Source organism: Kitasatospora sp. NPDC058032, assembly GCF_042885845.1.
Taxonomy (GTDB): Bacteria; Actinomycetota; Actinomycetes; order Streptomycetales; family Streptomycetaceae; genus Kitasatospora.
Map to the genome: position 1 here is coordinate 248,594 of NZ_JBHVRK010000011.1, position 22,927 is coordinate 271,520.

At 74.6% G+C, this 22,927-nt stretch carries 19 protein-coding genes and 1 tRNA gene; 12 read left to right on the top strand and 8 right to left on the bottom strand.

What is annotated here, in order from left to right; all coding sequences use genetic code 11:
• Positions 1 to 181 precede the first annotated feature (181 nt).
• Together ACFVUH_RS20135 and ACFVUH_RS20140 are read right to left on the bottom strand one after the other, a co-directional pair.
• On the bottom strand, positions 182 to 1,672 hold the full coding sequence (locus tag ACFVUH_RS20135) for a Cys-Gln thioester bond-forming surface protein (protein ID WP_387914675.1): 1,491 nt from the start codon (positions 1,670 to 1,672) through the stop codon (positions 182 to 184).
• A gap of 362 nt (positions 1,673 to 2,034) precedes the next feature.
• Positions 2,035 to 2,616 carry a single-stranded DNA-binding protein gene (locus ACFVUH_RS20140; protein WP_387914676.1) on the bottom strand — a complete coding sequence of 194 codons (582 nt, stop codon included), beginning with the start codon at positions 2,614 to 2,616 and terminating at the stop codon, positions 2,035 to 2,037.
• Positions 2,617 to 3,266: 650 nt separating this feature from the next.
• Here ACFVUH_RS20140 and ACFVUH_RS20145 point away from each other — a divergent pair.
• Positions 3,267 to 3,342, top strand: a tRNA-Arg gene (locus tag ACFVUH_RS20145).
• Positions 3,343 to 3,507: 165 nt separating this feature from the next.
• On the opposite strand, the gene ACFVUH_RS20150 is transcribed toward ACFVUH_RS20145, so the two are convergent.
• Positions 3,508 to 4,158: a TetR/AcrR family transcriptional regulator gene (locus ACFVUH_RS20150; RefSeq protein WP_387914677.1), complete on the bottom strand. Its 651-nt coding sequence runs from the start codon at positions 4,156 to 4,158 to the stop codon at positions 3,508 to 3,510.
• 123 nt (positions 4,159 to 4,281) lie between these two features.
• Here ACFVUH_RS20150 and ACFVUH_RS20155 point away from each other — a divergent pair, with 123 nt between their 5' ends.
• Positions 4,282 to 4,842, top strand: coding sequence for a GNAT family N-acetyltransferase (locus ACFVUH_RS20155; protein ID WP_387914678.1), 561 nt, complete (start codon positions 4,282 to 4,284; stop codon positions 4,840 to 4,842).
• A 90-nt stretch (positions 4,843 to 4,932) separates the two neighbouring features.
• Here the strand turns inward: ACFVUH_RS20155 and ACFVUH_RS20160 are convergent, their stop codons facing one another.
• A complete protein-coding gene (locus tag ACFVUH_RS20160; protein WP_387914679.1) occupies positions 4,933 to 6,441 on the bottom strand; it encodes an MFS transporter in 1,509 nt (502 codons plus the stop codon).
• A gap of 146 nt (positions 6,442 to 6,587) precedes the next feature.
• Between ACFVUH_RS20160 and ACFVUH_RS20165 the strand changes: the two genes are divergently transcribed.
• The 3 genes from ACFVUH_RS20165 (at position 6,588) to ACFVUH_RS20175 (ending at position 8,851) form a co-directional block, all read left to right on the top strand.
• Entirely contained in the window at positions 6,588 to 7,268 is a 681-nt protein-coding gene (locus ACFVUH_RS20165) for a TetR family transcriptional regulator (protein ID WP_355368575.1), read from the top strand.
• 56 nt (positions 7,269 to 7,324) lie between these two features.
• Complete coding sequence (locus ACFVUH_RS20170) at positions 7,325 to 8,137, top strand: enoyl-CoA hydratase/isomerase family protein (RefSeq protein WP_387914705.1); 813 nt, start codon at positions 7,325 to 7,327, stop codon at positions 8,135 to 8,137.
• 126 nt (positions 8,138 to 8,263) lie between these two features.
• A complete protein-coding gene (locus ACFVUH_RS20175) occupies positions 8,264 to 8,851 on the top strand; it encodes a hypothetical protein (protein WP_355368577.1) in 588 nt (195 codons plus the stop codon).
• A gap of 81 nt (positions 8,852 to 8,932) precedes the next feature.
• On the opposite strand, the gene ACFVUH_RS20180 is transcribed toward ACFVUH_RS20175, so the two are convergent.
• Positions 8,933 to 10,150 (bottom strand): acyl-CoA dehydrogenase family protein, encoded by a 1,218-nt coding sequence (locus ACFVUH_RS20180; protein WP_355368579.1) that lies wholly within the window; start codon positions 10,148 to 10,150, stop codon positions 8,933 to 8,935.
• Positions 10,151 to 10,273: 123 nt separating this feature from the next.
• On the opposite strand from ACFVUH_RS20180, the gene ACFVUH_RS20185 reads away from it, so the two are divergent.
• Both ACFVUH_RS20185 and ACFVUH_RS20190 read left to right on the top strand, forming a co-directional pair.
• Positions 10,274 to 10,900: a TetR family transcriptional regulator gene (locus tag ACFVUH_RS20185; RefSeq protein WP_387914680.1), complete on the top strand. Its 627-nt coding sequence runs from the start codon at positions 10,274 to 10,276 to the stop codon at positions 10,898 to 10,900.
• Between the two features lie 121 nt (positions 10,901 to 11,021).
• Positions 11,022 to 12,476, top strand: a complete 1,455-nt coding sequence (locus ACFVUH_RS20190) for a cellulase family glycosylhydrolase (RefSeq protein ID WP_387914682.1) — start codon at positions 11,022 to 11,024, stop codon at positions 12,474 to 12,476.
• A gap of 78 nt (positions 12,477 to 12,554) precedes the next feature.
• Here the strand turns inward: ACFVUH_RS20190 and ACFVUH_RS20195 are convergent, their stop codons facing one another.
• Positions 12,555 to 14,579, bottom strand: a complete 2,025-nt coding sequence (locus ACFVUH_RS20195) for a M3 family metallopeptidase (RefSeq protein ID WP_387914684.1) — start codon at positions 14,577 to 14,579, stop codon at positions 12,555 to 12,557.
• A gap of 273 nt (positions 14,580 to 14,852) precedes the next feature.
• Here ACFVUH_RS20195 and ACFVUH_RS20200 point away from each other — a divergent pair, with 273 nt between their 5' ends.
• Positions 14,853 to 16,568, top strand: a complete 1,716-nt coding sequence (locus tag ACFVUH_RS20200) for a bifunctional 3'-5' exonuclease/DNA polymerase (RefSeq protein WP_387914686.1) — start codon at positions 14,853 to 14,855, stop codon at positions 16,566 to 16,568.
• A gap of 4 nt (positions 16,569 to 16,572) precedes the next feature.
• Here ACFVUH_RS20200 and dhaM read toward each other — a convergent pair whose 3' ends face one another.
• Positions 16,573 to 16,965, bottom strand: coding sequence for a dihydroxyacetone kinase phosphoryl donor subunit DhaM (dhaM, locus tag ACFVUH_RS20205; RefSeq protein WP_355368589.1), 393 nt, complete (start codon positions 16,963 to 16,965; stop codon positions 16,573 to 16,575).
• Between the two features lie 126 nt (positions 16,966 to 17,091).
• On the opposite strand from dhaM, the gene dhaK reads away from it, so the two are divergent.
• On the top strand, positions 17,092 to 18,087 hold the full coding sequence (gene dhaK / locus ACFVUH_RS20210) for a dihydroxyacetone kinase subunit DhaK (RefSeq protein ID WP_387914688.1): 996 nt from the start codon (positions 17,092 to 17,094) through the stop codon (positions 18,085 to 18,087).
• Positions 18,088 to 18,110: 23 nt separating this feature from the next.
• Positions 18,111 to 18,779 (top strand): dihydroxyacetone kinase subunit DhaL, encoded by a 669-nt coding sequence (gene dhaL, locus ACFVUH_RS20215; protein ID WP_387914690.1) that lies wholly within the window; start codon positions 18,111 to 18,113, stop codon positions 18,777 to 18,779.
• A gap of 20 nt (positions 18,780 to 18,799) precedes the next feature.
• Here the strand turns inward: dhaL and ACFVUH_RS20220 are convergent, their stop codons facing one another.
• Positions 18,800 to 19,978, bottom strand: a complete 1,179-nt coding sequence (locus ACFVUH_RS20220) for a PP2C family protein-serine/threonine phosphatase (RefSeq protein WP_387914691.1) — start codon at positions 19,976 to 19,978, stop codon at positions 18,800 to 18,802.
• Positions 19,979 to 20,296: 318 nt separating this feature from the next.
• Between ACFVUH_RS20220 and ACFVUH_RS20225 the strand changes: the two genes are divergently transcribed.
• Both ACFVUH_RS20225 and ACFVUH_RS20230 read left to right on the top strand, forming a co-directional pair.
• Positions 20,297 to 20,515: a heavy-metal-associated domain-containing protein gene (locus tag ACFVUH_RS20225; protein WP_387914693.1), complete on the top strand. Its 219-nt coding sequence runs from the start codon at positions 20,297 to 20,299 to the stop codon at positions 20,513 to 20,515.
• A gap of 73 nt (positions 20,516 to 20,588) precedes the next feature.
• Positions 20,589 to 22,907: a heavy metal translocating P-type ATPase gene (locus tag ACFVUH_RS20230; RefSeq protein ID WP_387914695.1), complete on the top strand. Its 2,319-nt coding sequence runs from the start codon at positions 20,589 to 20,591 to the stop codon at positions 22,905 to 22,907.
• The last annotated feature ends 20 nt before the right edge of the window (positions 22,908 to 22,927 follow it).

Consider the following 22,927-nt stretch of genomic DNA (forward strand, 5'->3'; position numbering starts at 1 on the left):
TTGCCCCCCCCCGTTTGCGCCCCCCCACCGGCGGTTCCCCCGCCGGCGGGCCCCGGGCGGGGGGCCCCCCCCCGGGGGGGGGCCGGGGCCCCCCGCTCGGGGGGGGGGGGGGCCCCCGGGCCGGGTGTCACCGGATCACGCCCTGCCGGGCGGTGCTCCGGGCCGTGCTCCGGATCGTGCCTCAGGCGGCGTTGCCACCGCGGCGGCGGCGCAGCAGGAAGACCGCGGCACCGCCGGCCACGACCAGACCGCCGGCGACGGCGGCGATGACCGGGGTGGCGTCGCTGCTACCGGTCTGGGCCAGGCCACCGGTGGCGGCGGGCGCCGTGGTGGCCGGCGGCGCCGGGTGGGCGGCCGTGGTGGTGGCGGAGGCCGACGGGGTGGCGCTCGGGGTGACCGGCTTGGCGGTGGTGGTGGTCGGGGCCGGGCTGGTCGGCGCCGGGGTCGACGGCTTGGCGGTCGTCGGGGTGGCGGACGGGCTCGGCGTGGTCACGCTGGCGGTCTTGCAGTCCAGGATGCCCTTGAAGTTCTTGTTGAAGCCGTTCGGGCCGGTCACCGTGATGTCGTAGGCGGTGTCCTCGTCGACCTTGACGACCAGGGCCTCGATCTTGTTCGGCTGGACGGTGAGGTCCTTGCCCGGCTTCACCGAGACCACGGCGGCCTCGTCGCCGCCGTTGGCGACCGAGACCTTGACGCCGTTGGCGACGCACTCGACGACCGCGGTGCTGTCGATCAGCGGGCCCTTGCCGGCCTGCCAGGTGGCCTTGGTGGCGTCCTTGACGCCGAGCTTGGTGGAGCCGGCCAGGATCATGGTCTGGCTGTGCTTGGCGGGGGTGTAGCCCTTGCTGAGGAAGACCCGGCCGCTGGGCACGACGGTCTCGGCGGAGGCGCTGACGGTCGCGGTGCCGTCCGGGGTACCCGCGGGCACGTCCAGGAACAGCTGGGTGTCCTTGGCGACCGGGCCGGTCAGACCGTTGACCTCCTTGCCGTCCTTGTCGACCAGCTTGACCTTGTCGGCGGAGTCGCCGCCGACGGCGAGCTTCACCTCGTTGGCGCTGGAGTTGATGGTGAACGGACCGAGCTTGTTGCCCGGCTTGCCGGACGCCGAGTCGGGCGTGAGGCTCAGCGAGGGCTTGGGCTCGGCGGCGATGCCCTTGTTCTTCTCGCTGACGAGGTAGTCGCGCAGCTGCCTGGCCTCGGCGTCGACCGGGGTGGCGTTCTTGCCGTCGGAGAACTTCCAGATCGCGGCCTGGGTGCCGGCGGCGGCGTCCTCCGGGGTCAGCTCGCCCTTGACGCCCGCGTCGACGGCCAGCTTCTTGAGGTCGGTGACCTGCGGGTAGGAGTTCTCCAGGATCCAGCGGATCTTGGAGGCGTCCTCGGCCTTGTCCGGGCGGCCGAGCGAGCTCGACTTCCAGTCGGACTCCTGGTACTCGACGCCGCTCTTGATGTCGACGGGGTGGTCGATGTCGATGCAGTACGTCTTGATCTCGCCGTCGGGCGTGGTGAGGGTGAAGAGGCCGCCCTGGATGGAGTGGCTGCCCTCGATGGCGATCTCCTCGCTCATCAGAGTCGGCTTGATCACCGCCGTGACGGCCCCGCCGGGGGCGTCCGCCGCAGCCGCCGCACCGGCCGCGAACAGGCCCCCGCCCAGCGCAACGCTGGTCGCGAGCATGACAGTAGTGATACGGGGAAGCGTCCGCCCCTGCCTCTGCAACATCTTGGGATCCCTCCGGGCCGGGCCATGCCGATGGGCAGCCCGCCTTGCCTGCCGCGCCCCCTGTGGCGCTGCTTCACGATGTGAACCAGACGCATCCTATGAAGCGTCAGAGGCCCGGAAACCCCCATGCGAAATTAGGACGATACCGTATCCGAATCGTTATCAACCCTCTCGGTGTCTCCACAAGCTGACGGACAGCCAGAAATTCGGGATCATTCCGCTAACCGGAACGGGATTGCGCGTGCGGGTGGCAACGCCCTTCTCGATTCGCATATTTGTCGACAGTGATACCGCCCCGCCCGACATCTCGCCGGGTGCTAGGCATCACCCCCGCTTTCCCCCTCCGCCACCGCGCCGACGGCCACCCCGGCCGGCCGCCGACCGCGCAGGGCGTCCACGATCCACCCGGGCACCGCCTCACCGAACGCCGCCCCGCCCGCCCCGGACGACTCCTCCGACCCCGCCGCCCCGCCGGCCGGTCCCGCGGCCGCCCGACCCGGGGAACCGCCCGGGGATCCGGCCGCGGATCCGTTCCGCGCACCCGGCGCCCAGCTGAACCGCGCCGTGCCGCGACTCAGATCGTGTCCGACCGATCGCGCGTCGATCTCGACCCGGCTCCGCTTCACTTCCCCCTCCGACCACTCGCGCACCCTCAGCCTCCCGCTCACCACCACCGGGTCCCCCTTCGCCAGCGAATCGATCAGATGGCCCGCCAGCGCCCGCCAGGCCGTCACCGTCACCCACTGCGTCTCGCCGTCGACCCAGCCGTCCCGCGTCCGGTCGTAGCGCCGCTCGGTCGACGCCAGGCGGAAGTTGGCGACCGGCACCCCGCCGGGGGTCTGGGCGTACGTCACCTCGGTGGCGACATTCCCGATCACCGTCACCTGGGTCTCGTTCACAACACGCTCCGCTCTCTCGGATGCACCGTACGGAATCGACCGGTGCGCGTTGAGAGTGCGCTTCCCGGGAAATGCGCACCAGGGAGATCCGAAATCCTGTGGACAACTCGGACCTGTGGAAAACCCATGTCGCCCGCAGGGGTGAATTTCAGCCTTTGTGCGACCATCACACCCATACCCTGCGGGGCCATGACAAGAATCTCCGGCCCGCCCCGCCGCCCCGGGACACCCCCAGGGGTGGCCCCGAGGACCGTCCGCGCACGTCATCCGACCGAACGAACCCGAATGCGGCCCCCCACCCGCGTCGATGCCGGCCTCGGCCGCGGCGCTTTCTCCGTGCCGAATCCATAACGGGTGGGCAGACAGCCCCGTAACGAGTGCACAACGTCCGGCGCGGAACACCGCCAGACCGCTGCACTCACGGCCTTCACCTGCGATTATCGGACCGCTCCACCGAGGCCGACACACCAGCGACGGTGTCGCAACACCCGGCCGAGGAACGGGACACCCTTATCCTGTCCCCGACAGGGCAGGGACCCGCCAACGCCCACACCCCACCCTCACGGTACGGGGACGGACAGCGGGCGCCACGCGCCCACCGCCCGATCCATCCCGGCAACGGTCGCGCCCGTCCGGGCGCCGCCCGTCCCGCCCCCATAGCTCAGCGGATAGAGCACCCGCCTTCTAAGCGGTAGGTCGCAGGTTCGAATCCTGCTGGGGGCACCACCCGACACCGCGCCCTCACGGCGCCGCGCACTCCGCGCACTTCGCGCACCGTGCGCATTTCCGCCCGGCACCGAGCGCGCATAACCCGTGACCATCCGTGTCATGCACTCCCCGAAAAGACCCGAGCGGGGAATTCCGGTACCGGAAACACCGGACCGGTGCGCGCTACGCCGACGAACCGCCCGCGTCCCCGTCGGCGTCCCCGCCCGCCGCCAGCCGCGCCAGGTAGGCGTCCACCAACTCCGTCTGCCGCCGCGCCGGGAACTCCGCCGGGGCGAACAGCGCCTGCACCACCAGTCCCAGGACGAAGGCCTGCGCCGCCACCGCGACCTCGGCCGCCGGCGGGCCGGCCGGGAGCTCGCCGAGCCGCCGGGCGGCCTCCACGCACTCCGCCAGCATGCCGCGGGCCCGCGCGTACCGCGCGGCGTGCGCCCCGGCCAGCTCCGGATCGGCCAGCGCGACATCCCAGGAGCCCACCCAGATCCGGTTGCCCGCCCGGCCCGGCTCGTCCAGCGGCAGCACGTCCAGCAGTGCCGCCCGCAGCCGCGCCAGCCCCTCGGGCGGCGGCGCCGCCCCGTCGGCCGGGGCCAGCCGCCGCGGCCGGGCCAGCGAGCGCCGGTCCAGTACCTCCAGCGCATGCGCGACCAGCGCCTTCTTGCTGGGGAAGTAGTGCGTCAACAGCCCGGTGGTGGCCCCCATCTCGGCGGCCACCGCACGCAGCGTGAGCCCCTCGAAACCCCGGGTGGACAGCACCCGCCAGACGGCCTCGGAGACCTCGGTCCGGCGGGCTTCGTGATCTCCACGGGCGGGTGTCATGGGGTTATCTTACGTACCAAACGTTTGTTACGGATGTCCGAGGCACCGGCCGCACCGCCGCCCGCACCACGACCACCGCACCACCACCGCCGCACCACCGACCCCGCCGCGAAAGGCCCGCCCATGTTCGCCGTCCCCCTCGCCGAGAACGCCGAGCTCCGCCCGCTGGAGCCCTGGCAGGCACCCGAGTACCTGGAGCACATCGAGCGCGGCCGTGCCCACATCGACGCCTGGATCGGCTGGGCCGCCCTGGCCACCGACCTCGACTCGGCCCGCGCGGTGCTGCAGCGCTACGCCGACCGGCAGGCCGCCGACAGTGCCCGCCTCTACGGCATCTGGCTGGACGGCACACTGGTCGGCGGCGTGATGTTCGTGCAGTTCGACGCCAAGAGCGGCAACTGCGAGATCGGCGTCTGGACCGAGCCCGCCGGCCAGGGCCACGGCCTGGTCACCACCGCCGTCCGGCACCTGATCGACTACGCCTTCACCGTCCGGGGCATGCACCGGATCGAGTGGCACAACCGGCCGGAGAACGTCCGCAGCCGGTCGGTGGCCCAGCGCCTGGGCTTCACGCTGGAGGGCGTCATGCGGGAGAGCTACCTGCACGGCGGCGTGCACCACGACGGCGAGGTCTGGTCGTTGCTCACCCACGAGTGGAAGCCGCAGGGCGCCCCAGCCTCCTGACGGCGCGGCGGCGGGGCCGGTGGACAACCCACCCGACCCCGCCGCTCCCCCGCTTCCCCCGGCCCCCGCTTCCCCCGGCCCGTGCCCCGCTCAGGCGGCCGGCGCCGGCTCCCCGGACACCGGCTCCGCCGGCGCCGCCGGCTTCCGCAGCCGAAGCGTGAGCAGCACCGCCAGCGCCATCACCCCGGCCGCCGAGAGGAAGACGGCGTCCACCGCGCCCACGAACCCGGTCACCGCGTGCTCCCGGGCCGCGCCGCTCAGGGCGCCGACCGCCCCCAGCGGCACGCCCGGCTCGTACCGCTCGAACACCCGGGCCAGCACGGTGCCGAACAGCGCCGCCCCCAGCGCACCGCCCAGCGTCTGGAAGAACCGGATGCCGGTGGTCGCCACGCCCAACTGGTGCGGCGGCGCCGCGAGCTGGACGACGGTGATCAGGTGACCGATCAGCTGGCCGAGCCCGACCCCCAGCAGCGCCAGCTCGGCCCCCACCAGCCAGAGCGACGTCCCCGGCCCGCTCAGCCCGAGCAGCAGCAGCGCCGCCGCGGTGCAGCCGGAACCGGCGGCCAGCACCGTGCGGACCGGCCGGCCGCGCGCCGTCAGCCGGCCGACCACCAGGCCGATCGCGGTCATCCCGACCGCCATCGGCAGCAGGAAGAGGCTGGCCGAGGTCGCGGCAATGCCCCGGGCGACCTGCAGGTAGAGCATCACGTACATGATCGCGCCGGTCAGGCCCATGCCGACCAGGCCCTGCACCGCGAAGCCGATCCGGATCTCCGGGATCCGGAACAGCGAGAGCGGCAGCACCGGTTCGGCGGCCGTCGCCTGCCGCCACAGGAAGAGGCCGAGCGCCAGCAGGGTCGCCGCGGCCAGGCCGAGCAGCTGCGGGGACGTCCAGCCGTACGTCTTGCCGCCCCACTCGGTGACCAGCAGCAGGCCGGTGGCGAAGGCGGCGGCCAGCGCCGCGCCGGGGAAGTCCAGCCCCCGGCGGCCGGCCGAGGCGGGCAGCCGCAGCACCAGCGCGGCGCCGACCAGGACGAGCAGGCCGATCGGCAGGTTGACGTAGAAGATCCAGCGCCAGCTCAGGTGCTCCGCGAGCAGCGCGCCGATCAGCGGACCGACGGCCATGCCGCCGCCGGCGACGATGCCGCCCACCGCGCCGCCCCTGCCGCCGTTCTTCTCGTCCGGGTCCTTGAGCTGGGCCATCACCACCATGGTCACGCTCATCAGTCCGCCGCCGCCGAGGCCCTGAACGACCCGGAAGGCGATCAGCTGGCCCATCGACTGGGCGGCCCCGCAGAGCGCCGAGCCCAGCAGGAAGGTGCCGACCGCGCCGATCAGCGTCCGGCCGGCCCCGTAGACGTCGCAGAGCCGGCCGTAGAGCGGCAGCAGCGCGGTGGTGGCCAGGGCGAACGCGCTGACCAGCCAGGGCATCCGGTCGACGCCGTGCACCGGGTCGAGGTCACGGACGATCGGCACGGTGGCGGCCGACACGATGTTCATGTCGAGCACCGCCAGGATGATCGTGACCAGGCAGAGCAGCATGCCCAGCCGGCGCTGGGGCTCCGTCATCGAGGCCGTTGCCGGCTCCCTCGTGTCCATCGCAAGTCCCCCCGGGAAAAGCGGAGTTCGGGCAGCTGACGGCCCGGCGCCGAGCCGGTTCGGCGGCGCGGAACCACGATGGCAGGATTTTTTGACTCGGTCAATTCTTAAGCCCGGTACATCTTTGTCCCTGGTACAGTCTTCCCATGACGAGAAGCGCGCAGGGCGGGGACGGCGACGAGGCCGGGCTGGGCCTGCGGGAGCGGAAGAAGCGGCAGACCGCACTGCGGATCTGGCGGACCGCCATCGCGCTGTTCACCGAGCGCGGCTTCGACGAGGTCTCGGTCGCCGAGATCGCCGCCGCCGCCGAGGTCTCCAAGATGACCGTCTTCAACTACTTCGCGACCAAGGAGGACCTCGTCCTCGGGCCGATGGAGCAGCACATCGACGAGCCGGCCCGGGTCATGCGCGAGAAGGACCCCGCGGTCCCGGCGGTGGCCGCACTGCACGCCCACTACGTCGCCGCGCTCGCCGCCTTCGACCCCGCGACCGGGCTGAGCGACCAGCAGCAGGTGATCGACGTGATCCGGCTGATCCACCGCACCCCGGTGCTGGCGCTGCGGGCGTCCGCCGGCTTCGACGCCAAGGCCCGTGCGGAACTCGCCGCCGAACTGCTCGCCCAGGACCCGGAGCACGACCCGCTGACCGCCAAGGCCGCCGCCTCCCAGCTGCTCGGCATCCGGCTGATGCTGACGGAGAAGAACCAGCGCCGGATGCTGGCCGGCGAGCGGGCCGCGGACGTCCTGCCCGAGGCCCTCGCCGACGCCCACCGGGCCTTCGCGCTGGTCGAGCGCGGACTCGGCGACTACGGCGCCACCCGGCCCTGACCGGCACCGCCGCGCTCTGCGAGAGTGTCCGCACCCACACCCTCCCGGAGGTGCCCATGGCCACCCGGCCGCTGCTGACCCGCGAGCGCGCCCCGCTGCCCACCGGGACCGACGGCCTCAACGCCCATGTCGGCGAGGACGGCGTCGCGGTCCTGGAGTTCGACCGCCCGCACCGGCGCAACGCCGTCACCCTGGCGATCTGGCAGGCGCTGCCCGAGGTGCTGAAGCGGCTCGCCGGGGAACCGGGGGTGCGCGCCCTGCTGGTCACCGGCGCCGGCGGCACCTTCAGCGCCGGCGCGGACATCGACGAACTCGCCGGTGTCTACGGCGATCCGGACCGCGCCGACGCCTACCACGCGGTCAACGTCGCCGCCGAGGAGGCGCTGGCGGCGTTCCCGCACCCGACCCTCGCCGTGGTGCACGGCGCCTGCGTCGGCGGCGGCTGCCAGCTGGCGCTCGCCTGCGACCTGCGGTTCGTCGCCGAGGACGCCCGGCTCGGCATCACCCCGGCCAAGCTGGGCGTGGTCTACCCGGCGGTGCCGACCCTGCGGCTGGCCCGGCTGGTCGGCCCGGCCCGCGCCAAGTACCTGCTGTTCTCCGGGGAGTTGCTGCCCGGGCCGCAGGCCGCCGCGCTGGGCCTGGCCGAACGCGTCCTGCCGGCCGCCGAACTGGACGCGGCGGCCCTGGAGTTCGCCCGGCTGCTGACCACCCGCTCGCCGCAGACCATCGGCGCCGTCAAGGCCGCCCTGGCCGTCCCCCCGGAGCAGGCCGCCGCCGCGCTCGCCCCCTGGGAGCGGCGCTCGCGCGAGACGCCGGACGTCCGCGAGGGCCTCGCCGCCTTCCTCGAACGCCGCCCGCCCCGGTTCTGAACCCTCGTCCGTTCCGCGCCCGCATCCGTTCCGAGCCCTCACCGGGGGACGGCGGCGCAGGGCAGGTCGGTACGATCACCCGATCGAATACGACCGACCCACCGCCATCCCCTGGAGCACCACGCGATGACCGCCCCCACGCCCGCGACGTCCTGGGCCCGCCGGATCACCGACGGACTGGAGCCGAAGAACGTCATCATCGCGATGCTGCTCCTGCTCGGCGGGGCCCGCTACGGCTGGACCGGCCTCGCCTGGGCGGCGTTCGCCGCCCTCTTCACCGCCGTGATCCCGACCCTGCTCATCCAGTACGGGATGCGCCGGGGCACCGTGGACGACCGGCACGTCGGCAGCCGCAGCCGGCGCCTGACGCTCTTCCCGCTCATCATGGTCTCGGTCGCGATCGGCCTCACCGGGATGTTCCTCGCCCACGCGCCGCGCGACCTCACCGCGGTGGTGCTGGCGATGTTCGCCTCGCTCGTCCCGATCCTGGTGATCACCGCCTGGTGGAAGGTCTCCGTGCACACCGCCGTGGCGAGCGGCGCGGTGGTCTGCCTGGCCGTCGCGCTCGGGCCGTGGTGGCTGCTGCTGCTCCCGCCGGTCGCGGTGATCGGCTGGTCCCGGGTGGTGCTGCGGGACCACACCGTCGCGCAGACGGTCGTCGGCACGGCGGTGGGCGCCCTCTCGGCCGGGCTCACCTTCTGGGCCGCCCGATAACGGTCACCCGACAGCGGTCACCCGACAGCGGCCACCCCACAGCGGTCACCCGCCGGCGGCGGCCCGCAGGAGCGGCGGCGGTCAGCGGATCGGCAGTCCGGAGATCGCTCGGGCGATGACCAGCCGCTGGATCTCACTGGTGCCCTCGAAGACCGAGTAGATCGCGCTGTCCCGGTGCATCCGCTCGACCGGGTACTCCCGGGTGAAGCCGTTGCCGCCGAGGATCTGCATCGCCTGCGCGGTGACCCACTTCGCCGTCTCGCCCGCGTAGAGCTTGGACATCGAGCCCTCGGCCGCGGTGAACGGCTGCTGGGTGGCGGCCATCCAGGAGGCCCGCCACACCAGCAGCCGGGCCGCGTCGATCCGGGTCCGCATGTCGGCCAACTGGAAGGCCACGCCCTGGTTGTCGATGATCGGGCGGCCGAACTGGACCCGGGTCCTCGCGTAGTCGAGCGCCACCTCGTAGGCGGCCCGGGCGATGCCGATCGCCTGCGCGCCGACGGCCGGCCGGGAGGCCTCGAAGGTGGCCATCGCGGCGTTCCGCCCGCCCTTGCGGACGCCCTCGCGGGCCCGCGCCAGCCGCTCGTCCAGCTTCTCCTTGCCGCCGAGCAGGCAGTGCCCGGGCACCCGGACGGAGTCCAGCACCACCTCGGCGGTGTGCGACGCCCGGATGCCGTGCTTCTTGAACTTCTGGCCCTGGCCGAGGCCGGGCGTGCCCGGCGGAACCACGAAGGAGGCCTGCCCGCGCGCGCCGAGCGCCGGGTCGACGGTGGCGACGACCACGTGCACGGCGGCGATCCCGCCGTTGGTGGCCCAGGTCTTGGTGCCGTTCAGCACCCACTCGTCGGTGGCCTCCTCGTACCGGGCCCGGGTGCGCAGCGCGGAGACGTCGGAGCCGGCGTCCGGCTCGGAGGAGCAGAACGCGGCCACCTTGACGTCGTCCGGGGTGCCGAACATCTGCGGCGCCCAGGTGCCGATCTGCTCGTCGGTGCCGTTGGCGAGCACCGCGACGGCGGCGAGGGTGGTGCCGACGATCGACAGGCCGAGCCCGGCGTCGCCCCAGAACAGCTCCTCCATGGCGATCGGGATGCCCACGCCGGAGGGGTCGAAGTACTGCTGGGCGTAGAAGTCGAGCGAGTAGACGCCGATCCTGGCGGCCTCCTGGATGATCGGCCAGGGGGTCTCCTCCCGCTCGTCCCACTCGGCGGCGGCGGGCCGCAGCACGTCGGCGGCGAAGCCGTGCAGCCAGTCGCGGACGGCGATCTGGTCCGGACCCGGGTCCAGCGAGAAGGTGCTCATGGGTGGGGGCCTCCGAGGAAGGGTGCGACCGACCGGGGTGTTACCACCGGTAACATCGTCGGAGTCTGCTACTGCTTGGTAACCGGTGTCAACGCCCGTACGCACGAAACGAGGGAACCGCGCATGGATCCAGAGCCCCGCCGGGAACAGCTGCTCAACGCCGCCGACCGGGTCATCCAGCGCGAGGGCCCGGGCGCCAGCATGAACGCCATCGCCGCCGAGGCCGGCATCACCAAGCCGATCCTCTACCGGCACTTCGGCGACCGGAACGGCCTGGTCCGGGCCCTGACCGAGCGTCACACCGGCGGGCTGCTGGCCGCCGTCCGGGCCGCGCTCGCCGAACCGCTGGAGCGCCGCGACCGGGTCGAGCACGTGCTGGACACCTACCTCGCCGGGATCGAGGCCCGCCCGCAGGTCTACCGGCTGCTCACCCACCCCGAGCCGGGCGACCCCAGCGGCGCGGGCAACGCGCTCGCCCCGGCGCTCCAGCAGATCGCCGAGGAGATCACCCGGGCCGTCGCCGCCCAGATCGACCTCGGCGCCGACCGCGAACTGCTCGCCGAGGCCTGGGGCCGGGCCATCACCGGCATGGTGCTGGCGGCCGGCGACTGGTGGCTGGAGTCCCGGCCCTGTTCGCGCACCCGGATGGTCCAGGCCCTCGCCGACCTGCTCTGGGGCCGGCTGGCCGCCGCCGCCGACCTGCCGAGCGCCGTCCTGCCCGCCGGCCCGGCGCCGGAGTCCACCGACTGAGGGCCACCGGCCCAGGGCCGCCGGGCGGGTCTTCGAACGGCCGCCCGGCGCCGCGCTCTTGTGGCGGCCGTGCCCGCCCCGGCATCATCGGGCCCCACCCTCGCCCGCCCCGGAGGTCCCGATGCGCCCCCGCCGCACCGCCGCCACCCTCCTGCTCGCCGCCGCCCTCGCCCTCCCGACCGTCCCGGCCCGGGCCCAACCCCCCTCCCCCGCACCGGCGTTCCCCACCGGAACGGCCACCGCCCCGGACGGCCGCACCGACCTCACCGACGCCGCCGGCCGCCGGCTCCAGCTGCGCGGCTTCAACCTCGACAAGTACGCCGAGGCCACCGAAGGGGACGTCCGGTCCATCGCCGCCCAGGGCTTCACGCTGATCCGCCTGCCCGTCTCCTGGACCAGGCTGGAGCCCGTCCGCGGCCCCCTCGACCCCACCGAACTGCGAAGGCTGCAAGCGCTGCTCGGCTGGGCCGACCGCTACGGCGTGCTCGTCCTGGTCGACTTCCACCAGGACGTCTTCGGCCCGCGGTTCGTCGGCGGAAGCAACGGCATCCCGCCCTGGGCCACCCGCGACGACGGCCTGCCCTTCGAGGCGGACCCCGACGACTGGTTCGCCGGCTACTTCCAGCCCGCCATCCAGGCCGCCTTCCGGCACCTCTACGACGACCCCGACCTGCGCGCCCGGCAGGCCGACTTCTACACCCGGCTGGCCCGCGAACTGCGTGGCCACCGCTCGCTGCTGGGCTACGACCTGTTCAACGAGCCGTTCGGCCCGGTGGACGGCGACCCGGCCGACCCCCAGGTGCTGGAGCGCTCCGCCGCCGAACTGGAGCAGGGCCGGCTCGCCGCCATGTACCGCCGGCTGATCGCCGCCGTCCGCCGAGCGGACGCCCGCGCCTGGCTGTTCGTCGAACCGACGGTCCTGGTCGGCCAGGGCGTCCCGACCCGGCTGCCCGGCTTCACCGACCCGCGACCGGGCGCGCCCCGGCTCGGCTACGCACCGCACTTCTACGACACCGCCGTCGAGTCCGGCGCCGACTGGGACCCGTCCGGCGGCTTCGTCGAGCGCTACACCGCCGCCGTCACCGCCTACCCGGCCGCGCACCGGCTGCCGGTGCTGGTCGGCGAGTGGGGCCCGCCCGACTCCCGCACCCCCGGCAACACCCTGCTGGTGCGCCGCCAGGTCGACGCGATGGACGGCTTCGCGGCCGGCTGGACGATGTGGTACTGGTGCCGGGGCAACGGCGGCTACTGCGTGCTCGACCCCACCGGGCGCCCCGCCCCGGGCGACGGACCCGCCTTCGGCCCGTACCCCGTCGCGGTCGCCGGCAGCGCCGTCCGCACCGGCGCGGACGGCACCCGGCACACCGTCCGCTGGCAGGCCGACGGCACCGGCCGGTCCACCGAACTCGCCCTGCCCGCGGCCGGGTTCCCCACCGGGGCCAGGGTCACCGTCCGACCGGACGGCGCCCTCGCCGAGGTCGGGCAGCCGAGCGGCGAGCGCGCCGGCCGGGTCCGGGTCCGGCTGCCGCACGCCCGCCCGGGCACCCCGGTCACCGTCACCGTCGAGCCGCGCTGAGGCGTGGGCGCGGCCCGGCGGCACCGACCGTGCCGCCGGGCCGTACCCGCCCCCGAGAGCCGGACCGGCCGCCCGGGCTCAGACCAGCCCGCGACGGGCCAGCAGCGGCCCGGTCTCCGGGTCGCGTCCGACCACCGCGCGGAAGGAGTCCAGCGCGTCCCGGCTGTCGCCGCGCGCCAGCAGCTCGCGCCGGAACACCTCGCCGCTCTCCCGCACGCTCCGGCCGTCGCCCTTGAACCACTCCACGGTGTCCGCGTCCAGCACCTCCGACCAGATGTACGCGTAGTAGCCCGCGCTGTACCCGCCCGCGAAGATGTGCCCGAAGTAGGTGGTCCGGTAGCGCGGCGGGATCGCCGCCACCGCGAGCCCGGCCCCGGCCAGCGCTGCCGCCTCGAACTCCCGGGCGTCCCCGATCTCCTGACCCTCCGGCAGGGTGTGCCAGGCCCAGTCCAGCAGTGCCGCCGCCAGGTACTCGACGGTCCGGAAGCCCTGTCCGAAGGACTCCGCCGCGGCCATCCGCTCGACCAGCTCGGCCGGCAGCGGCTCGCCCGTCTCGTGGTGCCGGGCGTAGTTGGCCAGCACCTCCGGCCACACCATCCACATCTCGTTGACCTGCGAGGGGAACTCCACGAAGTCCCGCGGCACCGCCGTGCCCGCCACGTACGGGTGGCGGACGTCCGAGAACAGCCCGTGCAGCGCGTGCCCGAACTCGTGGAACAGCGTGCGGACCTCGTCCCAGGAGAGCAGCACCGGCTCGCCGGGCGCCGGCTTGGCGATGTTCAGGTTGTTGTAGACCACCGGCCGCTGCCCCAGCAGACCGGACTGGCTGACCAGTTCGTCCATCCAGGCGCCGCCGCGCTTGGACGCCCGGGCGTGGAAGTCGCCGAGGAACAGGCCCAGCGCCGAGCCGTCCGCGTCGAACACCTCGAAGACCCGGGTGTCCGGGTGGTAGCCGACCAGGTCCGGCCGCTCGGTGAAGGTCACCCCGTAGGCCAGGCCGGCGGCGAAGAACACGCCGTCCCGCAGCACCCGCTCCAGCTCGAAGTAGGGGCGCAGCGCCGCCGCGTCCACCTGGTACGAGGTCTGCCGGACCTGCTCCGAGTAGTACGCCCAGTCGTGCGCGGCGATCTCCTCGACACCGTCGGCGGCGGCGACCTTGGCCAGCTCCTCGGCCTCCCGGCGGGCGTTGGCCACGGCCGGCGGCACCAGCCGGGCGAGCAGCGCGTCCACCGCCTCGACGGTGCCGGCCGTCTCGTCGGCCACCACGTAGGCGGCGTGGGTGTCGTGGCCGAGCAGCCGGGCCCGCTCGGCGCGCAGCGCGGCCATCCGGATCGCCAGCGGGCCGTTGGTGTCGGCGGCGCGGTCCAGCGAGGCGGCGAGCAGCCGCTCGCGCACCGAGCGGTCGGTCAGCGAGGCGAGTTCGGTCTGGTTGGAGAAGTTCTTCAGGCTCAGCACGTACGTGTCCGGGTGCCCGAGCGCCCGGCCGTTCTCGGCGGCGGCCGCGATCTCGTCGGCCGAGAGGCCGGCCAGCTGCTCGGCGGAGTCCAGCACCAGCGCCCCGGCCTGCGAGGAGGCGGACACGTTCTGCCGGAACTCCGAGGAGGCGGCGGCCAGTTCGGTGTTGATCGCGCGCAGCCGGGCCTGCTGCTCGGCGCCCAGCCGGGCACCGGCTCGGACGAACGCGGTGTGGCGGCGCTCCAGCAGCCGCAGCGTCTGCGGGTCGAGGTCCGCCTCGGCGCGGCCGGCGTGCAGCTCCTCGATCCGGGCGAACAGCGCGGCGTCCAGGTGGATCGCGTCCCGGTGGGCGGCCAGCCGGGGGCTGATCTCGGCGTCGATCCGGTCGACCTCGGGGGTGGTGTCGGCGGCGGACTGGTTCTCGAAGACCACCTTGACCCGGTGCAGCAGCCTCCCCGAGCGCTCCAGCGCGAGCAGAGTGTTCTCGACCGTCGGCGGCTGCGGGTCGGCGGTGATCGCGGCGATCTCGGCGAGCTGCTCGGCCATCCCGCGCTCGAAGGCGGGCAGGTAGTGTTCCGGCCGGATCTCGGCGAACGGCGGCAGTTCGTAGGCCAGGGTGCTGGGCCTGAAGAACGGGTTCTCGGTCATTTCGCCGACCTTACGCGCTGTCATCGGCGCTGCCCACACCCTTTCCGGCACCGTCCGGCGCACCCGCGGCGGCACGCGCCGGGGGGCGTCCCGCGGCCCGCTCCGGACGGCGCGGCTCCGGTTGTCGTACCCTCCCGCTACCGTCGACACCGGCCGACCGTACGCCCCCGGACGGCCCGGCCGGGCCACGGTCCGCACCGGAGTCCGCACGCAGAGCCCACCCACAGTCCGCACCGAGCCCGAACAGCGCCCGCACGGGAGGAGGAGCCCCCCATGGCACCCCGGATCGCCCTCGCCCCCGATCCGCACGGCCCCGGCGGCCGGCTCCAGCCGCTCGACGACGCCGGCGCCCCGCTCGGCCCGTCCGAACCCGCGGCCGACCTCGCCGCCGCCGTCGCCGCCCGGGAGGCCGCCGAGCACCCCCGATGGGTGTGGGCCGCCGCCGACTCCGGGTACGCTCCGCTGCTCCCCCGGCTGCCCGACCGGCTCGCCCGCTGCCACGACCTCCGGCTGGTCGAGGCGCTGCTGCTCGCCCACGAGGGCCGGTTCGGCGCCCCGCGCTCGCTCGGCGCCGGCTGGGCCCGGCTGCGCGGTCTGCCGGTCCCCGCCGATCTGCCCGAGCCCGGCTCCGCCGAGGCCGGCGACGGCCAGGACACCCTGTTCGCCCCCGACCGGCTCCAGTTGCCGCCCGGCACCGACCCGCTGGCCGCCGTGGTCGCCGTGCACGCCGAACAGCAGCGCCGGCTCGCCGCGATCACCGACCCGGCCGCCCGCGCCCGGTTCCGGCTGCTGGCCGCCGCCGAGTCGGCGGGCGCGCTCGCCGCCGCCGAGATGGCCCACGACGGCCTGCCCTGGAGCGTCGACGTCCACGACCGGCTGCTCACCGAGCTGCTCGGCCCGCGCCCCACCGTCCCCGGCACCCAGCCCCGGCTGCTCGCCGAACTCGCCGTCGAGCTCCAGCGGGCGCTCGGCGGGCGCCCGTTCAACCCCGACTCGCACAGCCAGGTGCTGCGCGCCTTCGCCGACGCCGGCATCCCGCTCGGCTCCACCCGCTCCTGGGAGCTGAAGACGATCGACCACCCGGCGGCCCGGCTGCTGGTCCGCTACAAGGAGCTGTCCCGGATCCACGTCGCGCACGGCTGGGCCTGGCAGGACGCCTGGGCCCGCGGCGGCCGGTTCCGCCCCGAGTACGTGGTCGGCGGCGTGGTCTCCGGCCGCTGGGCCAGCCGGGGCGGCGGCGCGCTGCAGATCCCGCGCATCCTGCGCCGCGCCGTGGTCGCCGACCCGGGCTGGCTGCTGGTGGTCGCCGACGCCGCCCAGCTGGAGCCGCGGGTGCTCGCCGCGCTCTCCGGGGACGCCGGGCTGGCCCGTACCGCCGCCGGCGGCGACCTGTACGAGGCACTGGCCGCCACCGCCTTCCACGGCGACCGCGACAAGGCCAAGCTCGGCCTGCTCGGTGCCATGTACGGCCAGACCAGCGGCGACATCGGCCCGCTGCTGGCCACCCTGCGCAGCCGCTACCCGGCCGCGATGGGCTACGTCGAGGCCGCCGCCCGCACCGGCGAGGACGGCGGCGTGGTCGCCTCCCGGCTGGGCCGCCCCTGCCCGCCCGCCTCGGCCGACTTCCTCGACCTCACCGAGGCACCCGAGACGGCGGGCGACGCCGGCGGCCGGTCCGCCCGCGCCCGCGGCCGGTTCACCCGCAACTTCGTCATCCAGGCCAGCGCCGCCGACTGGGCGCTCGCCCTGCTGGCCGCGCTGCGCCGCCGGCTCGCCGAACTCCCGGTGGCCACCGCGGCCGACCGCCCGCACCTGGTGTTCTTCCAGCACGACGAGGTGATGGTGCACACCCCGGCCAACCTGGCCGACGAGGTGGCGGCGCTGGTCGACGCGGCGGCGGACGAGGCCCGCCGGCTGGTCTTCGGCGACACCCCGGTGCGGTTCCCGCTCAGCACCGCCGTGGTGGAGTGCTACGCCGACGCCAAATGAGCCGTCACAGCTTGCGGAAGCCGCGCGCCTCCTCGGCCGCCGCCACCACCTCGGCCAGCGGGGCCCCGGTCGAGGCGGTCACGGCCGCGGCCACCGCCCCCTCCACGAACGGCGCGTCGACCAGCACCACGCCGGGGCGCGGCTCGTCCTCCAGCACGGTCACCGCCGTCAGCACCGAACTCCCGAGGTCCGGCAGCACCGCGACCCCCGCCCCGCCGTCCGCCTCGGTCACGGCCCGCGCGATCAGCTCGTAGCTGGTCCCGAGCCCGCCCTCCTCGGTCCCACCGGCCACCACCACCCGCACCTCGTCCGAGGCGAGCTCGGCCAGCAGGTCCTTCAACCCGCCGGCCAGCGCCGCACTGTGCGAGACCAGAACGATGCCCACGTGTCCACTCATACCGCCGACCCTAGAGCGTGTGCTCCACCCGGGTGAGTCACTCCCGGCGTGTCGGTTTCCGTGCCCCGACCCCCCGTCTGGCGTAGCGTCGGGGCAGCACCGTCTGCCGAGGGGAGCGCGTACGCCGTGAAGAAGCTCATCAACGACGCGGAGACCGTCCTGGAGGACGCGCTGGCCGGGGTGGCCGCCGCCCATCCGGAGCTGGCGGTGGACCTCACCAACCGGGTGATCACCCGGGCCGTGCGGCCGGCCGCGCCCAAGGTGGCGCTGGTCTCCGGCGGCGGGTCCGGGCACGAGCCGCTGCACGGCGGCTTCGTGGGGCCCGGCATGCTGGACGCGGCCTGCCCCGGCGAGGTGTTCACCTCCCCCGTCCCGGACCAGATGCTGGCCGCCGCCAAGGCCGTGGACTCCGGCGCGGGCGTGGTGTTCGTCGTCAAGAACTACACCGGCGACGTGATGAACTTCGAACTCGCCGCGGAGCTGGCCGCCGAGGAGGGCGTCGAGGTCCGCACGGTGCTGGTCGACGACGACGTCGCCGTGGAGGACTCCACCTGGACGGCCGGACGGCGCGGCACCGGAGCGACGGTGCTGGTGGAGAAGATCGCGGGCGCGCTGGCCGAGCGCGGCGCGCCGCTGGACGAGGTGGCCGCCCTCGGCGCGCGGGTCAACGCGGCCTCCCGCTCCTTCGCCATCGCGCTGAGCGCGGCGACCGTGCCGGCGGCGGGCAAGCCAGGCTTCGAGCTGGCCGAGGACGAGATCGAGGTCGGCGTCGGGATCCACGGCGAGCCCGGCCGGCGCCGGGAGCGGCTGCGCCCGGCCCGCGAACTGGTCGCCGAGGTGGTGGAGACGATCCTCGCCGACCATGACCTGACCGCCGGCGACGAGGTGATCGCCCTGGTCAACGGCCTGGGCGCGACGCCGCTGATGGAGCTGTACATCGTCTTCGGCGAGGTCGCCGCCCGGCTGGCCGAGCAGGGCATCACGGTGGCCCGCAGCCTGGTCGGCAACTACGTGACCAGCCTGGACATGGCCGGCTTCTCGCTCACCCTCACCAAGGCCGACGGCCCGCTGCTGGAGCTGTGGGACGCCCCGGTGGACACCCCCGCCCTCAAGCGCGGCTGACCCGGCCGAACAGGAGCACCGACATGGACGTCGACACCCGCCTCGCCGAGGCCTGGGTCCGCGCGCTGGCCGCCGCCGTCGAGCGGGAGCACGGGCGGCTCACCGAGCTGGACTCCGCGATCGGCGACGGCGACCACGGCAGCAACCTGCGGCGCGGCTTCACCGCCGTGCTGGCCGCCCTGGACGCGCCGGACGCCCCGGCCCCCGCCGGGCCCGGCGCACTGCTGACCAGGACCGGCACCACGCTGATCTCCAAGGTCGGCGGCGCCTCCGGCCCGCTCTACGGCAAGGCGTTCCGGGCGATCGGCGCCGCGCTGCCGCAGCCCGGCGAGGCACCCGCCGACGCGGCCGGGCTCGGCGAGGCGCTGGCGGCCGGCCTGCGGGCGGTGCGGGAGCTCGGCAAGGCCGAACCCGGCGACAAGACCATCGTGGACGCCTGGACGCCCGCCCTGGACGCCTACCGGGCGGCGGTCGCCACCGGCGCCGGCCTGCCGGAGGCCACCGCGGCCGCGGCCGAGGGCGCCGAGCGGGGCGCCCTGGCGACCGTGCCGCTGCAGGCCCGCAAGGGCCGCGCCTCCTACCTGGGCCCGCGCAGCACCGGCCACCAGGACCCGGGCGCCACCTCCACCGCCCTGCTCTTCCGCGCCCTCGCCGAGGCCGCCGGCCGCCCGCTCGCCTCCGGGGCGCTCTGAGCCGGAGGCCGGCGTGCGCCTCAGGCCGTGTCCGTGCGGGTGATCAGCAGCAGCAGCGCGTCGTCCCGCAGTTCGCCGCCGGTGTGCGCCAGCAGGTCGGCGTAGACCCGCCCGACCGCCGCCTCCAGCTCCGCCGCGGAGCGGGCCGCGCCCCGCACCAGCGGGCCGACCCGCTCGGCGAGCGGGTAGAACACGCCGCTGTGCCGGTGTTTGGCCTCGATCACGCCGTCCGTGCAGAGCACGAGCACGTCGTCGGTCCCGAACGGCTGGTCCCAGGTGCTCGGCTCGCCGTGGGCCAGCCGGCCGAGGCCGAGCGGCACCCACGGGTCGGGCGCCTCCAGGACGTGCACCCGGCCGTCCGGGTCCACCCGGATCGGCGGCACGTGCCCGTACTGGAGCAGCTGCACCACGCCGGGCCGGCGGAACTCGGCGAACAGCGCGGTGGTGAACTCGCCGTCCGGCACGTGCCGCTCGACGCTGGCCTCGATCCGGGCGGCCACCCCGCGCAGCCCTGCCTCGTCGTACGCGGCCTCCCGGAAGGCGCCGAGCACCACGGCGGCGGTCTGCACCGCGCCGAGCCCCTTGCCACGCACGTCACCGACCGCGACCCGGGTGCCGTGCGGCGTCTCCAGGACGGAGTAGAGGTCCCCGCCGATCCTGGAGGCGTCGGCGGCGGAGACGTACCGCACCGCGAGGTTCAGCGGCCCGACGACCGGTCCGGGCAGCCGCAGCAGCGCGCGCTGCGCGGCCTCCGCGACGGAGCTGACCGCCGCGTAGGCGGCGGCCCGGCGCATCCGGATCCTGGCGACCCAGGCGGAGAAGACGGAGAGCAGCACGTAGCTGACCATCGCGCCCCACAGGAAGCGGGCGTCGTTGATGTTGTCGACCTGGTCGTAGTGGCTGAGGCCGAAGACGGTGAGCAGGCCGACCGAGCAGACGCCGAGCAGTTCGAGCGGCCGCAGGGTGAGGGCGGCGATGCTGGGGACGACAGTCATCAGCGGCGCGAGGTAGCGGTCCTGGCCGGAGTACAGGTCGGCGATCCCGACCAGCACGATCGCGATCAGCGCGGGAGTGGCCCGGCGCCAGAACGGGAGGCCGAGCAGGTCGACGGCGAGCAGCGCGCTGCGCCGCCTGGCCGGTGGCTGCCCGACGCCGGTCGGGACGGACGGCGACTGGGCGCGGCGGCGGATCGGTGACACATATCGAACATAACGGACGGGCAGTACGCCCACCCGTGCACCCCCGGCCCGTTCGCGCTCCCGGGCCCCTCGCGGACCCTCCCGGCAGTCGAATCCGCCCATGTCACGGCGCGGTTTCGAGCGCGGCGTGTCCGGGCGCCTACGCTCTGCTCTCGGAGCGCGCACCGGCCGAGGTCCGGGCGACACCCGAGCGCCAACCGGAATGCGATCCACACCACACGATCCGTATCCCTACGGAATACCCCTTAGGGGTATGGTGTGGTTATCAGCCGGGCCCGGGCGTACGCTCGCGGCCGTACCGACCTTCCGGAGGCCAGGATGTCCAGCACCGTCACCTACACCGTCACCGGCATGAGCTGCGGACACTGCGAGAGTTCGGTCAGCAAGGAGCTCTCCGCCCTCGACGGCGTCACCGAGGTCTCCGCCGACGCCAAGGCCGGCACGGTCACCGTCCTCGCCGCGGCCCCGCTGGACGACGAGCAGGTGCGCGCCGCCGTCGACGAGGCCGGCTACGAGCTGGTCGGCCGCGCCGCCTGAGAGCCCCCGCCGCGCGGCGGGGGCCCGGCGAACCCCGCCCCCGCCGTGCCCTCCCCTAGGAGCTGATCAGCACATGAGCACCTCCACCTCGGGCTCCACCTCCCCGGACGCGGCGACCGCCATAGCCGGCCAGGAGGACCCCACCGCGGTCCGCGAGCGCGTCGAACTCCAGATCGGCGGCATGACCTGCGCCGCCTGCGCCGCCCGGATCGAGAAGAAGCTCAACCGGATGGCCGGCGTCGAGGCGACCGTCAACTACGCCACCGAGAAGGCCAGGGTCGAGTTCACGCCGGACGTCACCGTGGCCGACCTCATCGCCACCGTGGAGAACACCGGCTACACCGCCGAACTCCCCCCGCCGCCGGTGCCCGTCGCCGCGACCGAGGCCCCCGCCGGCGCTGCCGCCCAGCCGCAGCCGGCCGACCCGCTGCTCGACCGGCTGCTCGTCAGCGCCGTGCTCAGCCTCCCGGTGGTCCTCTGGTCGATGGTCCCCGCCCTCCAGTTCACCAACTGGCAGTGGCTGGCCTTCGCCCTCACCGGTCCCGTCGTGGTCTACGGCGGCCTGCCGTTCCACCGCGCCGCCTGGACCAACCTCAAGCACGGCGCCGCGACCATGGACACCCTGGTCTCGCTCGGCACCCTGGCCGCCTTCGGCTGGTCCTTCTGGGCCCTGTTCTGGGGCGAGGCCGGCATGCCCGGCATGCGGCACGAGTTCTCGTTCTCGGTCGGCGACACCGACGCCTCGTCCATGCTCTACCTGGAGACGGCCTCCGCCGTCACCGTGCTGATCCTGCTGGGCCGCTACCTGGAGGCCCGCTCCAAGCGCCGCGCCGGGGCCGCCCTGCACGCCCTGCTGGACCTCGGCGCCAAGGACGTCGCCGTGCTGCAGGACGGCCGCGAGGTGCGGCTGCCCGTCGGACACCTCACCGTCGGGACGCGGTTCGTGGTCCGCCCCGGCGAGAAGATCGCCACCGACGGCGTGGTCGTCGAGGGCGCCTCGGCCGTCGACGCCTCGATGCTCACCGGCGAGTCGGTCCCGGTGGAGGTCGGCGTCGGCGACACCGTCACCGGTGCCACCGTCAACGCCGGCGGCCGGCTGGTGGTCGAGGCGACCCGGGTCGGCGCCGACACCCGGCTCGCCCGGATGGCCGCGCTCGTCGAGGAGGCGCAGAGCGGCAAGGCCGCCGCCCAGCGGCTGGCCGACCGGATCTCCGCCGTCTTCGTCCCCGTGGTGATCCTCATCGCGATCGGCACCCTGATCGTCTGGCTGCTGACCGCCGACAGCGCCACCGAGGCGTTCACCGCCGCCGTCGCGGTGCTGATCATCGCCTGCCCGTGCGCCCTCGGCCTGGCCACCCCGACCGCCCTGATGGTCGGCACCGGCCGCGGCGCCCAGCTCGGCATCCTGATCAAGGGCCCCGAGGTGCTGGAGAACACCCGCCGGGTCGACACCGTCGTCCTGGACAAGACCGGCACCGTCACCACCGGCCGGATGACCCTGCTCGCCGTACGGACCGCCGAGGGCGTCACCGAGGAGCAGGCGCTGCGCCTGGCCGGCGCCCTGGAGCACGCCTCCGAGCACCCGATCGCCGCCGCCATCGCCACCGCGGCCGCCGAGCGGCTCGGCACCCTGCCCCCCGTCGAGGGCTTCGAGAACATCCCCGGCCTGGGCGTCCGGGGCGACGTCGAGGGCCGCCGGGTGCTGGCCGGCCGGGAGTCCCTGCTCGCCGAGCACGGCCTGCCGCTGCCCGCCCCGCTCGCCGAGGCCAAGCGCGCCGCCGAGGCCGCCGGACGGACCACCGTCGCGGTCGGCTGGGACGGCGCGGCCCGGGCCGTCCTGGAGGTCGCCGACGCGGTCAAGCCCACCAGCGCCGAGGCCATCGCCGAACTGCGCGCCCTCGGCCTGCGGCCGGTGCTGCTCACCGGTGACAACCGGCTGGTCGCCGAGGCGGTCGCCGCCGAGGTCGGCATCCCGGCCGAGGACGTGTACGCCGAGGTGCTGCCCGAGGACAAGGTGGCCACCGTCGAGATCCTCCAGGCCGAGGGCAGGATCGTCGCGATGGTCGGCGACGGCGTCAACGACGCCGCCGCACTCGCCCAGGCCGACCTCGGCCTCGCCATGGGCACCGGCACCGACGCCGCCATCGAGGCGGGTGACCTCACCCTGGTCCGCGGCGACCTGCGCTCGGCCGCCGACGCCATCCGGCTCTCCCGCAGGACCCTCGGCACCATCAAGGGCAATCTCTTCTGGGCCTTCGGCTACAACGTGGCGGCGATCCCGCTGGCCGCCGCCGGCCTGCTCAACCCGATGATCGCCGGTGCCACGATGGCCTTCTCCTCGGTCTTCGTGCTCACCAACAGCCTGCGACTGCGCCGCTTCCGGGCCGCCTGACCCAGGACGCCCCGGAAAGC

What these genes read in the sequence shown, in the direction of transcription:
- ACFVUH_RS20150 (WP_387914677.1), bottom strand. Translation starts at nt 4,158, where the DNA reads ATGACACCCGCCCGTGGAGATCACGAAGCCCGCCGGACCGAGGTCTCC.
- ACFVUH_RS20165 (WP_355368575.1), top strand. Translation starts at nt 6,588, where the DNA reads ATGACGAGAAGCGCGCAGGGCGGGGACGGCGACGAGGCCGGGCTGGGC.
- ACFVUH_RS20230 (WP_387914695.1), top strand. Translation starts at nt 20,589, where the DNA reads ATGAGCACCTCCACCTCGGGCTCCACCTCCCCGGACGCGGCGACCGCC.
- ACFVUH_RS20190 (WP_387914682.1), top strand. Translation starts at nt 11,022, where the DNA reads ATGCGCCCCCGCCGCACCGCCGCCACCCTCCTGCTCGCCGCCGCCCTC.
- dhaL (WP_387914690.1), top strand. Translation starts at nt 18,111, where the DNA reads ATGGACGTCGACACCCGCCTCGCCGAGGCCTGGGTCCGCGCGCTGGCC.
- dhaM (WP_355368589.1), bottom strand. Translation starts at nt 16,965, where the DNA reads ATGAGTGGACACGTGGGCATCGTTCTGGTCTCGCACAGTGCGGCGCTG.
- ACFVUH_RS20185 (WP_387914680.1), top strand. Translation starts at nt 10,274, where the DNA reads ATGGATCCAGAGCCCCGCCGGGAACAGCTGCTCAACGCCGCCGACCGG.
- ACFVUH_RS20200 (WP_387914686.1), top strand. Translation starts at nt 14,853, where the DNA reads ATGGCACCCCGGATCGCCCTCGCCCCCGATCCGCACGGCCCCGGCGGC.
- ACFVUH_RS20155 (WP_387914678.1), top strand. Translation starts at nt 4,282, where the DNA reads ATGTTCGCCGTCCCCCTCGCCGAGAACGCCGAGCTCCGCCCGCTGGAG.
- ACFVUH_RS20160 (WP_387914679.1), bottom strand. Translation starts at nt 6,441, where the DNA reads ATGGACACGAGGGAGCCGGCAACGGCCTCGATGACGGAGCCCCAGCGC.
- ACFVUH_RS20225 (WP_387914693.1), top strand. Translation starts at nt 20,297, where the DNA reads ATGTCCAGCACCGTCACCTACACCGTCACCGGCATGAGCTGCGGACAC.
- ACFVUH_RS20180 (WP_355368579.1), bottom strand. Translation starts at nt 10,150, where the DNA reads ATGAGCACCTTCTCGCTGGACCCGGGTCCGGACCAGATCGCCGTCCGC.
- ACFVUH_RS20170 (WP_387914705.1), top strand. Translation starts at nt 7,325, where the DNA reads ATGGCCACCCGGCCGCTGCTGACCCGCGAGCGCGCCCCGCTGCCCACC.
- ACFVUH_RS20175 (WP_355368577.1), top strand. Translation starts at nt 8,264, where the DNA reads ATGACCGCCCCCACGCCCGCGACGTCCTGGGCCCGCCGGATCACCGAC.
- ACFVUH_RS20135 (WP_387914675.1), bottom strand. Translation starts at nt 1,672, where the DNA reads ATGCTCGCGACCAGCGTTGCGCTGGGCGGGGGCCTGTTCGCGGCCGGT.
- ACFVUH_RS20195 (WP_387914684.1), bottom strand. Translation starts at nt 14,579, where the DNA reads ATGACCGAGAACCCGTTCTTCAGGCCCAGCACCCTGGCCTACGAACTG.